Below are 14526 nucleotides of genomic sequence, written 5' to 3' on the forward strand. Positions count from 1 at the left end.
TTTCATGCCCTTTTTTGTTTTCTTGGTATCATCGTTTTCACGCGATCGATAATATGCGCTGTCGTTAAGCCGATTTCCTTCAGCAGCTCTTTGACGCTGCCGTGTTCAATGAAACGGTCAGGAATGCCCATTCGGTTAATCACCGTTTGATGATAGCCGTGGTCGTGGGCAAACTCCAAAACGGCGCTGCCGAAGCCGCCTTGCAATACCGCTTCCTCAATCGTTAAAATCGGGATATTGCTTTCTAACAAATCATGCAACATTTCCTCATCCATCGGTTTGATAAAACGCGCGTTTACCACTTTCACGGAAATATTCTCTTTGGCAAGCTTTTCTGCCGCTTCTAGCGCCATGGAAATCATCGTGCCAAACGTCAAAATCGCTAAATCGCGGCCTTCGCGCAACACTTCCCACGTTCCGATCGGAATTTTCTTCAATTCTTCATCGAGCTTTACGCCAAGTCCGTTGCCGCGCGGAAAACGAAGTGCGATCGGCCCGTCATCGTATTGAATCGCCGTATACACCATATGCTGCCCTTCGTTTTCATCCTTTGGCATCATAATGACAAGGTTCGGAATATGGCGTAAAAAGGCGATATCAAACACACCTTGGTGCGTTTCACCGTCCGCACCGACTAACCCGGCTCGGTCAATCGCGAAAAAAACGTTTAAATTTTGTCGGCAAACGTCATGAACAACTTGGTCATACGCCCGCTGCAAAAACGTCGAATAAATCGCCAAAAACGGTTTCATCCCTTGCGCCGCAAGCCCCGCGGCAAGCGTTGTCGCGTGCTGCTCGGCAATTCCGACATCAAACATTCGCTCAGGAAACTCGCTCGCAAATCCTTCCAGTTTCGAGCCGACTGGCATCGCCGGCGTAATCGCGACAATCCGCTTATCCGTGCGCGCCAATTTCCGCACCGTTTCGCTGACAAGTTCGCTCCACGACGGCGCAGCATCCACCGGTTTTAGAAAATCGCCGGTTTCGATTTTATATGGACCGGTGCCATGCCATACTCCGACTTTATCATTTTCCGCCGGACTATAGCCTTTTCCTTTTTTCGTGATAACGTGAAGAAGCACAGGACCTTTTATTTTTTTGGCGTAATGCAAATTCTCAAACAAATCGTCAAAATTGTGACCATCGACAGGTCCGAGATACGTAAATCCTAACTCTTCAAAAAAAACGCCGGAAACAAGCAAATATTTCAAGCTGTCTTTAATGCGCTCTGCCATTGCCGCCAACTTGCCGCCGACAGCGGGAATTCTTTTTAATAAAAGCTCCAGTTCGTCTTTCACCCATTGATATTTGCCGGCTGTCCGCAGCCGTCCCAACACACTATGCAAAGCGCCGACGTTCGGAGCAATCGACATTTCGTTATCGTTTAAAACGACGATAATATCTTTTTTCTCATGGCCGATATGATTTAACGCCTCAAGCGCCATACCGCCTGTCAACGCTCCGTCGCCAATAATCGGAACGATATATTCATCCGTACCCTTTAAGTCGCGGGCGATCGCCATCCCCATCGCCGCAGACAACGACGTCGAACTATGTCCGGTTTCCCACACGTCATGTTCGCTTTCGCTTCGCTTTGGAAACCCCGATAAACCTTTATATTGCCGCAATGTATCAAATTCGGACGCACGCCCCGTCAAAATCTTATGGACGTACGATTGATGGCCGACATCCCAAATCAGCTTATCTTTCGGGCTGTCAAACACTTTATGAAGCGCAATCGTCAGCTCGACAACTCCTAAATTCGGGCCGATATGCCCGCCTGTTTTCGACAGCTTCTCAATTAAAAATTTCCGAATATCAGCACTTAGTTCGATCAGTTGTTTTGTCGACATATTTTTCAAAAAGCGCGGGTTTTTAATTTTGGTAACATCCAAACGAGATCACTCGCTTTCGTTTTGATCGTTCGTTTTTATGCAGTTGATATAATACAGAAGTTAGTTATTATTATACATGATTAAACATAAAAAATCGATTTCCGTCCAAAAAGAGAAAAAAGAGCCGCTAACACTACTGTGATAACGGCATGCATGGAAAACTCTCTATTATTTCAATATAACGTATCGATAAAAAATCAGCAACGGACGATTCCTTAATGATCACGCGTCGCGACTAAATCGCAAATATAACTTAGTACGCTGCCATCTACTTCTGCTTTTTGCAAATAACGTTTTGCTTCTTCGATATGGAAAGATAGCTTTTCTTTCGCCCCGGCAATCGTCAAAAGCGATGGATATGTCACTTTTTTATTTTCAATGTCGCTGCCAACCCGCTTGCCAATTTTTTCTTCCGAACCTTCAATATCGAGAATATCATCGCGAATTTGAAAAGCGAGACCGAGATGGGAGGCAAACGAGTCGAGATGGCGAAGCTGTTTGTCGTTCGCGCCTGCAAGCAGTGCGCCAGCCAATACGCTGTATTGCAACATTTTTCCTGTTTTATGACGATGAATATATTCGAGCTGTTCAAGCGAAAGCTGCTTCCCTTCACCTTCGATATCGGCAACTTGTCCCGCTACCATTCCTTCCGGTCCTGCCGCCTTCGCCAATTCTTCGATTAACCGAATTTTTGTCATTGGAGAAATGCGGGCATCATCGGCTTCAGCGATCACTTGAAACGCGTAAGTGAGCAATCCGTCTCCCGCCAAAATGGCCATCGCTTCCCCAAACACTTTATGATTCGTCGGTTTACCGCGCCGCAAATCATCGTTATCCATGCTCGGCAAATCATCGTGAATCAGCGAATATGTATGAATCATCTCAATGGCGCACGCTACCGGAAGTCCAATATCCGGCTCTTTTCCGAACGAATGCAACGTCGCAAACAACAGAAGCGGACGGATGCGCTTTCCGCCTGCCTCCAGCGAATAAGCCATCGCCCGTTTAATCGTTTCAGGAGCAGCCATTCTTGTAATATAATGGGGCAAAACATTTTCCAAACGCTGCTTGTGCTCTTGTAAAAACTGTTCTACTTCCGCCCGGTTCAAAAGCTATTCCTCCTCCTGAAGCGAGAAAGGAGCGAGTTGCCCGTCCTCTCGTAAAATGTATTCCATCTGTTTTTCGACATGTTGCAATTTATCATGACAAAGCTTGGAAAGCTTCATTCCTTCTTGGAAAAAGGAAATCGCCTGCTCAAGCGGCACATTTCCTTCTTCTAATTTTTCCACAATTTCTTCTAACTTTGCCATCGCTTCTTCAAAGGTAAGTTCTTTTTCCTCACTCATGTAGCTGCTTCTCCTCCATTCCCCATACGTGACAATCAATTTGCCCGTCTTGCAAGCGTACTTGAATCGTGTCTCCTAATTGAAGCTGGCGAACGCTTTTTACCAGTTCTTTTTTTTCATTATAAACTAAGCTATAACCGCGCTCCATAATTTTAAGCGGACTAAGCGCGTGTAAATGTGATACGAGAGATGTAAAGCGAAGCTGTTGATGATGAACAAGTGAACGCATTTCTTTTTCGAGCGATTTGATAAGAGATTCGTGTTTTTCTTTCATTCTTGACAGCTGCTCAGCTGGATGGTGCCGCAGCAACTTCAGGCGTAGCTGTTCGAGCCGTTCGCGTTTTTTATCAAAAAGCCGCTCTGTATGACGTTGCAGCCGTTCTAATAAAGAATCCAACTGCTGTTCTTTTTGCTCGTATAGTTTTTTCGGATAACGAAACGCGTATGATTTTTGCAAACGCAAAAGCCGCTCTGATTCCGCCGCGATTTTTTCTTTCATCGCGCGCATCAGCCGCAATTTCCGTTGTGAAATTCGCTCCATCAACTCCGTCATATGCGGCACTGCCAGTTCCGCAGCACCGGTTGGCGTCGGGGCGCGCAAATCGGCGACAAAATCGGCGATCGTAAAATCCGTCTCGTGTCCAACCGCGGAAATAATCGGCACTTTGGAAGCAAAAATCGCCCGGGCGACCGCTTCTTCATTAAACGCCCACAGCTCTTCGATCGAGCCGCCCCCGCGTCCGACAATCAGCACATCAATATAGCCAAGCTCGTTCGCTTTTTCAATCGAACGAACGATCGATCCGGCAGCTTCCGCCCCTTGAACGAGCGTCGGAAACAAAATCACCGTCGCGATCGGGTAGCGGCGGCGAATTGTCGTCACAATATCGCGAATCGCCGCGCCAGTTGGCGAAGTAACGACGCCAATATAGCGAGGAAACGCAGGAATCGGCTTTTTATGTTCAGGAGAAAACAGCCCTTCCGCCTCGAGCCGCTTTTTTAGTTGCTCATACGCCAAATATAAATTTCCGATTCCTTCCGGCTGCATTTCTTTCACGTAAATTTGATAGTTTCCGCTCGGTTCGTAAACAGAAATTTCGCCGCGAACAAGCACGTTCATGCCATCTTCCGGCCGAAACGACAAATGCTGGTTGTATCCGGCGAACATGACCGCCTGAATGCGGGCTTGCTCATCTTTTAACGTAAAGTACATATGGCCGCGCGAATGATATTTAAAGTTGGAAATTTCTCCCTTGATCCATAAGTCGCGCAAATGCGGGTCCACTTCAAATTTGCGTTTAATATATTTTGTCAGCGCTCCAACAGTCACATATTTTACTTCTGCCACAAGCATAACCCTCGCTTATTTTAGTGAACTTTCCGAACCGCATGCTTTTTCGCCGCTTCGATCGTATTATGAAGCAGCATCGTGATCGTCATCGGTCCGACCCCTTTTGGAACGGGCGTAATGTAGCTTGCCACTTCCTTTACTTCCTCAAAATCGACGTCGCCGCACAGCTTGCCGTTTTCTAGACGGTTGACGCCGACATCAATGACGACGGCCCCTTGTTTCACATGTTTCGCACCAATCAGGCGCGCTTTCCCGACAGCAACGATTAAAATATCGGCTTGGCGCGTAATGGAAGGTAAATCGTTTGTTCGTGAATGGCAGTATGTGACGGTCGCGTGCTCGCGCAAAAATAATTGTCCGACCGGCTTGCCGACGATATTGCTGCGGCCGACGACAACCACATGTTTTCCGGCGATATCTACCCCGATGGACTTTACCATTACTAAAATGCCGTATGGCGTACACGGGAGAAACGCGTCTTGCCCAACCATCATTCTTCCTACGTTAATCGGATGAAACCCGTCGACATCTTTTTCAGGCGAGATCGTTTCAATCACTTTCAATTCGTTAATATGTTTTGGAAGCGGAAGCTGCACTAAAATGCCGTGCACGGACGGATCTTCGTTCAGCTCTTTGATTTTTCCCAATAAAAATTCTTCCGTAATCGTTGCCGGAAATGTCAACAATGTAGAGCGAATCCCAACTTCTGCGCACGCTTTTTGTTTTCCTTTCACATAAGAATGGGAAGCAGGATCATCGCCGACAAGAATGACGGCAAGCCCCGGTTCGATTCCTTCCCGTTTCAACCGTTCCACTTCTTTTGCTAATTGCGCGCGTTTTTCTTTTGCCAATTCTGCACCGCTAATGATTTGTGCTGTCATCGTTCCCATTTCCCCTCTCTATTCTTGAATATGTAACGCATCTTTCACTTTCGAAAGCACGCCGTTGACAAAACGGCCTGATTTCGTATCGCCAAATTTCTTCGCTAATTCGACCGCCTCATCTAAACTCACTTTGACAGGAACATCGTCAAGGTATTTCATTTCATATGTCGCTATTCGCAAAATCGCGCGGTCCACATTGGCGACGCGCTCTAACGTCCATTTTTCCAAGTTGGCGCGCAGCAATTCATCAATCTCTTTTTGATGCTCCGTAACGCCAAAGACGAGCTGCCGCAAAAACGAATCGGCCTCTTCACCGCCCGCTACGTTTTGCAGCGCCTCCTCAGGTGGAATGCGGCCGACATCAATTTGAAATAGCGCCTGCAGCGCCTTTTCCCGCGCTTCATGCCTCTTCATCATTTTCCCTCCTTCCTTAAACACGAACATTTATATGATGATCATACCATATTTTTCGGATAAACGATACTACCGTTGGCACAAATCATTACGGCTTATTCTCCGCCCGCTCCTATGCCAAAACAAAAGCTTTCCTTTGCCCCCTGCACCGCCTTTGCAAATAAAAAAGGCTCGTTCATTACAATAACAAACTTTCCGCAAAAATACAAAGGGGCACTACGCTAAGCGAATGCGCCCCTTCACTTTTATTGTGTTTATTGTTCCACTTCTTGCTCCTGCTTGCCTGCGTCAAATTGAATGCCGACGATATGAACGTTCACTTCGCTCGTCTCTAGCCCCGTCATGTTAAAGAGAGCTTGGCGAACGTTTTCTTGAACTTTTTTCGCTACGTTTGGAATCGAAACGCCGAATTGAACGAGACAATAAATGTCGATCGCAACTCCTTCTTCTCTTAAATCGACTTTTACGCCTTTTCCGTGGTTTTTCTTGCCAAAGCGTTCAACAACACCGGAGGCGAAGTTCCCGCGCATTTGCGCAATTCCTTCCACTTCGCTTGCGGCGATGCCGGCGATGACTTCAATGACTTCTGGCGCGATTTCCACTTTTCCTAATCCGCCTTGTTCTTGTTCCATCTCAAAAATATGTTCTGACATCGTACACACCTCCCGTTATGACTTCATAATATCATATAACTCAAGAAATTTCGTATTAAACTCGCCTTTGATGAATTTTTCGTGCTCAAATAATTTTATGTGGAACGGAATCGTTGTATGAATGCCGTCAATGATAAACTCGCTTAACGCTCGTCTCATGCGGGCAATTGCTTCTTCGCGGGTAGGTGCGTGTACGATCAATTTCGCAATCATCGAATCATAATAAGGCGGAATCGTATACCCCGGATATGCCGCGGAGTCAACCCGTACACCTAAACCACCGGGAGGCAAATACATGTTGATTTTTCCCGGCGATGGCATAAAGTTTTTCTCCGGATTTTCCGCATTGATCCGACATTCAATCGCCCATCCGTTAAACGTTACGTCGTCTTGGGTAAGCGAAAGCTTTTCTCCCGAAGCGATGCGAATTTGTTCTTTAATCAAATCGATCCCTGTAATTAACTCCGTAACAGGATGCTCTACTTGAATGCGCGTGTTCATTTCCATGAAATAAAACTTCTTCGCATGATAGTCAAAAATAAATTCGACCGTGCCAGCGCCGGTATAATTGACGGCACGCGCCGCTTGCACCGCCGCTTGTCCCATTTTTTGGCGCGTTTCCTCATCGAGTGCCGGTGATGGCGCTTCTTCGACAAGCTTTTGCAGGCGACGCTGGATCGAGCAATCGCGTTCGCCGAGGTGAATGACGTTTCCATAGGAATCCGCCAGCACTTGAATTTCCACATGGCGGAAATCTTCAATATATTTTTCAATGTATACCCCTGGGTTGCCAAACGCGGTGGCCGCCTCTTGTTGCGTGATGTTAATTCCTTTCACAAGCTCTTGTTCGTTTCGTGCAACGCGAATCCCTTTTCCGCCTCCGCCCGCCGTCGCTTTAATGATGACTGGATAGCCGATTTCGTTCGCTAGCGCAACCGCTTCGTCCACTCTTTCGATAATTCCGTGCGAACCTGGGACGATTGGCACGCCAGCTTCCCGCATCGTCTCGCGGGCAACATCTTTAATTCCCATCTTCGTAATCGCTTCTGGGCTCGGACCGATAAACGTGATGTTGCATTCGCGGCATAGTTCGGCAAACGCGGCATTTTCCGCTAAAAACCCGTACCCTGGATGGATGGCGTCACACCCCGTCAATGTGGCTACACTCATAATATTGGTAAAGTTTAAATAACTGTCTTTCGACGCTGTCGGTCCAATACAATACGCTTCGTCTGCAAGCTGTACATGGAGCGCGTCGCGATCCGCTTCTGAAAAAACAGCGACCGTTTCGATTCCAAGCTCTTTGCATGCGCGAATAATTCGAACGGCGATTTCCCCGCGGTTGGCAATTAACACTTTTTTAATCATCGCTCGTTCTCTCCCTTATTCCGGTTTCACAAGAAATAGAGGTTGTCCATACTCAACAAGCTGTCCGTTTTCGACAAGCACTTCGACGATTTCTCCGTTCACTTCCGCTTCAATTTCGTTAAATAGCTTCATCGCTTCGATAATGCAAACGACCGTATCTGTTTTCACTTTATCGCCCACTTTAACATACGGAGGCGCGTCCGGCGATGGAGCTGCATAAAATGTACCGACCATCGGCGAAGTAATTTTATGTAAATTTTCTGTATTTTTTGCTTCTTGTTTCGGCAATTCTTGCGGCTTCGCTTCTGTCGGCGGAGCAACCGGCTGTGTTGACGCTTGCGGTTTTACTTCCTCTGTTGCCGGTTTTGCCGCTTGTTCGACCGCAGGCGTAACCGCCGCCTGAACTGGTGCCACAGCCGCCGGTTTTTTCATATGTACTTTTGTGCCATCATGCTCATAAACAAATTCTTCGATGCTTGACTGATCAATTAAACGAATCAATTCGCGAATTTCCTGGATTTTCATATTCCCCACACCTTTCTTTCCAGTTCAGATTGCATGTTATTTATTATTTTAAAAGGTAGTTATAAAATCTGCTCATAACGATTATACACATAATGATTATACAATAAAACGGTTTTTTTATCATAAAAACAAGCTGCCCTTTATCGAGCAGCTATTTTTCATTATCCAGCTGGCTGGAATTCGACGTTCACAACATCGACTTCCGGAATTTCACTTTTTACTATATGAATCACATCATTGGCGGATTTCGCAGAATGATTTTTTGCTTTAATCGTCACGCGCACTTTGTCATCATCAGCGCGGACGAGCACATCATCATAGCCGCCTTTTGATTTGATTAATGTTTCTAACGTCGCTTCTTTTTCCGCCAACGCTTCTAGCTTTTCAATTTTATCAAGCGCGTCGCTTTTTTGCTGCGCGGTGGCGTTTGTGGAAGCGACAATGTCGTTTAATTGGTCGCGCAACCGGCTTCGTTCATCTTCAATTTGCATGCGAAGAGCAGTAAATATGTCATCGCCAGATTCACTGGAAGTGACATCTCCGTCTTCCGTTTCCATTTCCTCCACAGCCACATCCGCTTTTTCTTTATCATCTACTTGTTGTTCCGCAACATTTTCATTATTCGTAAAAGCGATATGGTCATTCGTATCCTTTGGCGCTGTTACATAATAAACGGATAAAACAACGACTAAACTTAGCATCGTTAACAGCCAAACAGTTTGTCTCTTTAACATATAACGATCCTCCCCCACAAACGCGTTATTTTTTCGGCAATACCGCAACACGATAGCTTGGAACATTTAAAACACGCGTAACTGCCTCGACAATCCACTTTTTTATTTGTAAATTATCAGCACCTTTCGCCACTACCAACACTCCGCGAATTTCCGGTTTTTTCGTCGTTAACACAATCGGCGTTTCGCGATCACCATCGCGGATGACAACAACTTCTTCGTTAGTAGACTGGTTTTCAATTTTTCGCTTTCCGCCTTCGCGATCTGTTTCTTCCGTTGCTTGGTGTTGCATGACGCGGTTTTTCTCCAATATTTTCGTTTCCGTTGTATCAATGTTGACAACAACAGTCACATCTTCAACCCCTTTGATTGCCTCAAGCGCGGTTTTCAGCTGTTCTTCGTAACGTTGTTCATAAGCGGCGATGATTTTGGACTTCGCATCTTGTTTTTGCCCAAACACCGGTTCCGCTTGTTGCATATGCTCTGCCACTTTTCCATTATTTGTTGATGTGACTTCCTCATCTTTAGAAAAATGGCTTATTACCATTAACGCTATCCCTGCTAATAATAAAAGAAACACGTACGAAAGCGGCGGCCTTTTTTGTTCCTTCGTTTCTTTTTTCGCAGGCAAAAACAATCGTTTAATGAAGTCGAGCATCCCCCCATTCCCTCCCCTTTATTTGCACAGCGATTTTATTTTCGTTTATTTCCCATTTAGTTGCTAACAATGTGCGTATTTCTTCTTCAAGCTGTTGAACATGGTTTGCTTCATTAATCGGCGTTGATACATCAATCATAACGGGCTGAATCTCTCCAAGCTTCTCTTGTTTTGCTAGCATTACTTCAATCGTTTCAATATCTTCCGGGATTTGCAAATTTTCTTTTTCTTTTGTTTGCAGAGAGACATCCTCCACGCTTAATCCATATTTTTTCATCAACTCCTCATCCACTTCGTTTTTCATCTGGACAGCCATTTGTTCTAAAATATATGCACGTTGTGAGGCTTGTATTTCTTTTTTCTTCATTTCAATTTCATTTTTCATCATCTCTTGTTGATTCCTCCTTTCCGATATGACAGAAGCAATCAGGCGATCCGGATCGATGGAAAATAGCTTTAAAATCGGAGACAACATTAGCAAAAGCAAAATAAGTCCAACAGCCATTTTCACATATTTTTGCATATTGCTAGATGGGAGCAGCAAATCAATCATCATAGCAAATAAAATGAAAATGAGAATATTCGTCACCCATTCGATCACGATCTGCATGATTTTCCCCCTCTAACGAACCATCATCGTGATGTTCCCAGCCGTAATGATAACGGCTAAACTAAGAAAAAACATAAGCGATACGATAGCAAGGGAAGCGAAAACATACGCAATGCTTTTGCTCATGATGCTAAGGCAAGAAATGACCGGCCCCCCTCCCAGCGGCTGCATCACCGCTGCAGAAACCTTGTAAACAAGCGCGATGGCAAAAATCTTAAGCGCCGGAAACGCCGCGATGATCAATAAAATGGCAACACCGACGATGCCGACCGTATTTTTCAATAGCATCGAGGCGGTCACAACGGTATCGGCGGCATCGGTAAACATTTTTCCAACGACCGGGATAAAGTTCCCCGTCACAAATTTTGCCGTCCGCAACGCAATGCCGTCGGCGATCGCTGACGTCGCTCCTTTTACGGACATGACGCCAAGGAAAACCGTCAAAATCACACCAAGGATCCCGACGCTAACTTTTGTGAGCAAGTCGGCAAGCTGTGTTACTTTATAATGATCGGTTAACGTGCTGACAATATTTAAAAGCGCCGCTAAAAACAAGAGAGGCAACGTTACATATTCGACAATCGTTCCGGTCGTATTCATCAGAAAAAGAATGATCGGATGGAAAAACGCCGCGGATATGACTCCCCCTGAAGAAGCTAATAGCGCCAAGAGCAGCGGAATCATCGCGATCATAAAATGACTCATCGTCTGAACAGCGTCCAATGCGTAATCGATCGCGATCCGAAAACTATTTAACGCAATGATCATCAGCACCATGTAAACAACCGCATAGGCAACTTTGCTAACGGCCTGCTGTGCAAACGCATTTTGCAATGATTGTAGCACCATGCTAAACACCGTTAATAAAATTAATGTCCCTAATAGCTTTCCGTTTGCCTGCAATTCATAAAAAAGAAATTTCGCAAACGCAATCAGCCATTCTTTTAGCGATAATTGCTTTTCTCCGCTTAAAAATTCGGCGAGCGATCCTTTTTGGCTTTCCGGCAAAAAGCCTCCGTATTTTGTGGCAATCTCTTCCCAATATTGCCGAATTTCACTCACATCGAGCTGTTCCATTTGCTTTTGTACAAATTGCTCATTCGGCGAAGAAGCTTGTACGATAAATGGAGAAAAAAAGAAGAGAAGTAAGCCGACTACCGCCGCTGCTTTCCCTTTCAATCGATCACCTCCCGTTCTCGTTATGTCGAAGGGATGAACCCAATTACCGTTTCAATAATTGCTGTTAAAATGGGAATCGCCAGCGCCAATATAATAATTTTTCCGCCAAGTTCAATTTTCGAAGCAATGGCTCCTTGACCGGCATCTCGCGAAATTTGCGCGGCAAATTCAGCAATATATGCAATGCCAATAATTTTTAAAATCGTTTCCAAATAAATCATATTGATTTTCGTATCGGTTGCTATTTTTTGTAACATACGCAAAATTTCGCTAATTTTATCGACAAGGAAAAGGAAAATCACACATCCGACAAATACCGTCAGCAAAAACGCCACACCCGATTTTTGTTCTTTTAATAACACCACTAAAAACGTTGCAATTAAGCCAAGACCGACAATTTGCAAAATTTCAATCGCCGCTCCCCCCTAACCTTGAAACAAAAACACATCTTTAATTTTTTGAAACAAATCGCTGACAATCGAGGCGACCATAAACAAAATGTAAATAAAACCAAGAAGCGTCACCCATTGGGCGTATTCCTTTTTTCCCATTTGATCCAACACCGTATGCAAAAAGGCAATGACAATCCCGACGCCAGCGATTTTAAAAATAACGTCCACATCCATGCCCATTCGTTCTGCCTCCTGTCATATAATAGGCGAGAAACCCCTTGTTTCCTTGAAAGAAAAAGCGCGAAGTCGTTTAAATCAATAAAATCACCAGCAACAGTCCTACAAGAACCCCTAAACTTTTCGCCATTTTTTCATAACGCGCTTGCCGTTCGAGCGCATCCGCCTCTTCCCGTTCCAAATGAACGAGCGCCAGCGCAATTTGCTTTTGCTGCGTATGACGGTCGTATTGCCCAAGCGTTTCTCCGAATTGTTTCATAATTTCCAATTCCCCCTGCTTTAGTGCTGTCGTTTCCCATACATCTTGCAAACTTTCTTCCCACGCCTGCTGCACGCTCGCTTCGCCAACTTGCAATTTGGCGGCGAACTGTTCAAACAGCTTAGACAGCGGCAATGATATTTGTCTGCTAATATGCAAGGCCGCCTCCGACAAAGGGGTATGAGCGTACATAATTTCTGCTTCTAGCGCTTGCAAGGCCGCCTTTAACTGGCGCAGCTGCCTTGGCCGTTCGTGCAACATTCGCGCTGCCTCAAATCCGGTCCACGTTGTTGTCAACAAAATAAGAATCGCACCGACAAGCTTCATCCGCTTTTCACCGCCCGTTCATACAGCACCGTGCCGCTCGCATCGATAATGCGCCTTATCGTCCCTGGTCCGCATTCGTTTGTCAATTCCACCAACCTATCAAACACACCTTGCTCCATAATCGGACGCAACGTCGGGCGCTGCAATACATCTTTCCAATTTCGCCCATGAACCGTCGTCCATATGCATACACCAGCGTTCACCGCTTCTAAAATCGCCTCGCCGTCTTCAGAGCGGCCAATTTCATCCACGATCAGCACATCCGGGCTCATCGAGCGGATCATCATCATCATTCCTTCCGCCTTCGGGCACGCATCAAGCACATCAACGCGGTTCCCGAATTGAAATTGTGGAATTCCTTTCACGCATCCGGCAATTTCCGAACGTTCATCGACAATGCCGACTTTTTGCGATGGAATGTGTTTCGCGTGAATCCCTGTGCTGATCATTCGCGCCGCATCGCGCAGCAGCGTCGTTTTTCCCGTCTGCGGCGAACCGATGATCATCGTATTATGCCAGCGTCCGTCATACACATACGGCACGAGCGGTTCGGCGATGCCGATTTTCTGTTTCGCGATGCGGATATTGAAAGAGGTCACATGGCGAATCGCCTTCACGCTTCCGCCCTCAGTTACCACTTTTCCTGCTAGTCCAACACGATGGCCTCCCTGTATGGTAATAAATCCGCGTTTCAATTCCTCTTCTATTGCATAAATCGAATATTGACTCAATTTATTCAGCAAATGCATACCATCTTCACGAGTCACTTCATACGGAAGAAATTGCGCCTTTCCTTTCATGATAATTTCTAACGGCCGAAGCACCCGTATGCGAATTTCTTCTATCTGTTCGCACCATGAAGGAGGCTGTTGCTGCAGTATGGCAGCGATCGTTTTCGGAAGCATATCCCATATCGCTTGCATTTCATTTCCCTCCCTGTTGGACTAGTTCATATGTATGGAAGGAAAAACGAATTTATGACTTAAACGCCGTTGAGAATAAGAATGTGTCCTAAATTGGTCAAGTCCTGATTATTGTGTAAAATTTTGCTCTTGGTCTAGCGAATGTAAGTCTTGGGAAAATCAAACTGCTTTTTGCCGTTTCTTTTTACACAAAATTTCGGACTTAATCCCTAAATTCCCAAACGAAAGCTCGTCCGTTAAAAGCAGGACGATCATCATCGTGGGGATCATCACCGTAAAAAATGAGTTTGATGGCCAAATTGCACAGCTCGCTGCCGGCAATCACCTCATTCTTGCCATCACTAAAACAAATGAAGCGTGTCCAACATGTTGCAAAATAGATGGTTAGTACAAACGTATGCCAGAACAAGAATTTTCAGAAGGGATTTTTTATGTGCGCAATGTGATTAAGAAGTGATAGATGAACTGATTGAGGAAATCGTTTCATAATGGAAATAAAGGCGGAGGATAAAATATAAAAAAATAAAGGGGTAGAAATCATGGGGAAACTTTCTTTATTCGGGAAAATAACATTTTTGCTTGGGGGTGTATTTGCAGTTCTCGGAATTTTTGATCTATTTCACGTTTTTTCGCTGGCGGGAGAGACGTTGACATCGATGAATTACATCTTTATTGGCATCATGCTTATTAGCGCATCGCTTTTATACGAAAAGAAAAAAGTTAAACGGCAAAAAAGCGAATAGTTTGCCGATTGATTCCTCCGCCACCGCC

Annotated in this window: 18 protein-coding genes; 1 reads left to right on the forward strand and 17 read right to left on the reverse strand. The window is 45.4% G+C overall.

Translation table 11 applies throughout. The features are described from left to right. Positions 1-2: 2 nt before the first annotated feature. From dxs to spoIIIAA, 17 genes are all read right to left on the reverse strand, one after another. The gene (dxs, locus tag BM278_RS06565; RefSeq protein WP_090948561.1) at positions 3-1895 is read right to left on the reverse strand and encodes a 1-deoxy-D-xylulose-5-phosphate synthase; all 1893 of its coding nucleotides are present in this window, start codon (positions 1893-1895) and stop codon (positions 3-5) included. Positions 1896-2110: 215 nt separating this feature from the next. After that, entirely contained in the window at positions 2111-3004 is an 894-nt protein-coding gene (locus tag BM278_RS06570; protein WP_090948562.1) for a polyprenyl synthetase family protein, read from the reverse strand. Between the two features lie 3 nt (positions 3005-3007). Beyond that, complete coding sequence (locus BM278_RS06575) at positions 3008-3241, reverse strand: exodeoxyribonuclease VII small subunit (RefSeq protein ID WP_090948563.1); 234 nt, start codon at positions 3239-3241, stop codon at positions 3008-3010. Beyond that, positions 3234-4595, reverse strand: a complete 1362-nt coding sequence (xseA, locus tag BM278_RS06580; protein WP_208601760.1) for an exodeoxyribonuclease VII large subunit — start codon at positions 4593-4595, stop codon at positions 3234-3236. The genes BM278_RS06575 and xseA overlap by 8 nt, the downstream gene beginning before the upstream one ends. 14 nt (positions 4596-4609) lie before the next feature. Next, positions 4610-5473, reverse strand: coding sequence for a bifunctional methylenetetrahydrofolate dehydrogenase/methenyltetrahydrofolate cyclohydrolase FolD (folD, locus tag BM278_RS06585; RefSeq protein ID WP_090948564.1), 864 nt, complete (start codon positions 5471-5473; stop codon positions 4610-4612). An 18-nt stretch (positions 5474-5491) separates the two neighbouring features. After that, positions 5492-5890 carry a transcription antitermination factor NusB gene (gene nusB, locus BM278_RS06590; RefSeq protein ID WP_090948565.1) on the reverse strand — a complete coding sequence of 133 codons (399 nt, stop codon included), beginning with the start codon at positions 5888-5890 and terminating at the stop codon, positions 5492-5494. Between the two features lie 254 nt (positions 5891-6144). After that, complete coding sequence (locus BM278_RS06595; protein WP_090948566.1) at positions 6145-6543, reverse strand: Asp23/Gls24 family envelope stress response protein; 399 nt, start codon at positions 6541-6543, stop codon at positions 6145-6147. 15 nt (positions 6544-6558) lie between these two features. Further along, a complete protein-coding gene (accC, locus tag BM278_RS06600; RefSeq protein ID WP_090948567.1) occupies positions 6559-7911 on the reverse strand; it encodes an acetyl-CoA carboxylase biotin carboxylase subunit in 1353 nt (450 codons plus the stop codon). Positions 7912-7926: 15 nt separating this feature from the next. Continuing rightward, positions 7927-8436, reverse strand: coding sequence for an acetyl-CoA carboxylase biotin carboxyl carrier protein (gene accB, locus BM278_RS06605; protein WP_090948568.1), 510 nt, complete (start codon positions 8434-8436; stop codon positions 7927-7929). A 161-nt stretch (positions 8437-8597) separates the two neighbouring features. Further along, the gene (locus BM278_RS06610) at positions 8598-9170 is read right to left on the reverse strand and encodes a SpoIIIAH-like family protein (protein WP_090948569.1); all 573 of its coding nucleotides are present in this window, start codon (positions 9168-9170) and stop codon (positions 8598-8600) included. A gap of 25 nt (positions 9171-9195) precedes the next feature. Continuing rightward, entirely contained in the window at positions 9196-9828 is a 633-nt protein-coding gene (gene spoIIIAG, locus BM278_RS06615) for a stage III sporulation protein AG (protein ID WP_090948570.1), read from the reverse strand. Next, entirely contained in the window at positions 9812-10438 is a 627-nt protein-coding gene (gene spoIIIAF, locus BM278_RS06620) for a stage III sporulation protein AF (protein WP_090948571.1), read from the reverse strand. The genes spoIIIAG and spoIIIAF overlap by 17 nt, the downstream gene beginning before the upstream one ends. Before the next feature lie 12 nt (positions 10439-10450). Beyond that, positions 10451-11617 (reverse strand): stage III sporulation protein AE, encoded by a 1167-nt coding sequence (spoIIIAE, locus tag BM278_RS06625; protein ID WP_090948572.1) that lies wholly within the window; start codon positions 11615-11617, stop codon positions 10451-10453. Positions 11618-11637: 20 nt separating this feature from the next. Next, entirely contained in the window at positions 11638-12021 is a 384-nt protein-coding gene (gene spoIIIAD / locus BM278_RS06630; RefSeq protein WP_090948573.1) for a stage III sporulation protein AD, read from the reverse strand. A gap of 21 nt (positions 12022-12042) precedes the next feature. Next, entirely contained in the window at positions 12043-12249 is a 207-nt protein-coding gene (spoIIIAC, locus tag BM278_RS06635) for a stage III sporulation protein AC (protein WP_090948574.1), read from the reverse strand. A gap of 70 nt (positions 12250-12319) precedes the next feature. Continuing rightward, on the reverse strand, positions 12320-12832 hold the full coding sequence (gene spoIIIAB, locus BM278_RS06640) for a stage III sporulation protein SpoIIIAB (protein WP_090948575.1): 513 nt from the start codon (positions 12830-12832) through the stop codon (positions 12320-12322). After that, a complete protein-coding gene (gene spoIIIAA / locus BM278_RS06645; protein ID WP_090948576.1) occupies positions 12829-13755 on the reverse strand; it encodes a stage III sporulation protein AA in 927 nt (308 codons plus the stop codon). Before spoIIIAA ends, spoIIIAB begins: the two co-directional genes overlap by 4 nt. A gap of 539 nt (positions 13756-14294) precedes the next feature. Between spoIIIAA and BM278_RS06650 the strand changes: the two genes are divergently transcribed. Then, the gene (locus BM278_RS06650) at positions 14295-14498 is read left to right on the forward strand and encodes a hypothetical protein (RefSeq protein ID WP_090948577.1); all 204 of its coding nucleotides are present in this window, start codon (positions 14295-14297) and stop codon (positions 14496-14498) included. Positions 14499-14526: the final 28 nt, after the last annotated feature.

This window comes from Parageobacillus thermantarcticus, assembly GCF_900111865.1.
Taxonomy (GTDB): domain Bacteria; phylum Bacillota; class Bacilli; order Bacillales; family Anoxybacillaceae; genus Parageobacillus; species Parageobacillus thermantarcticus.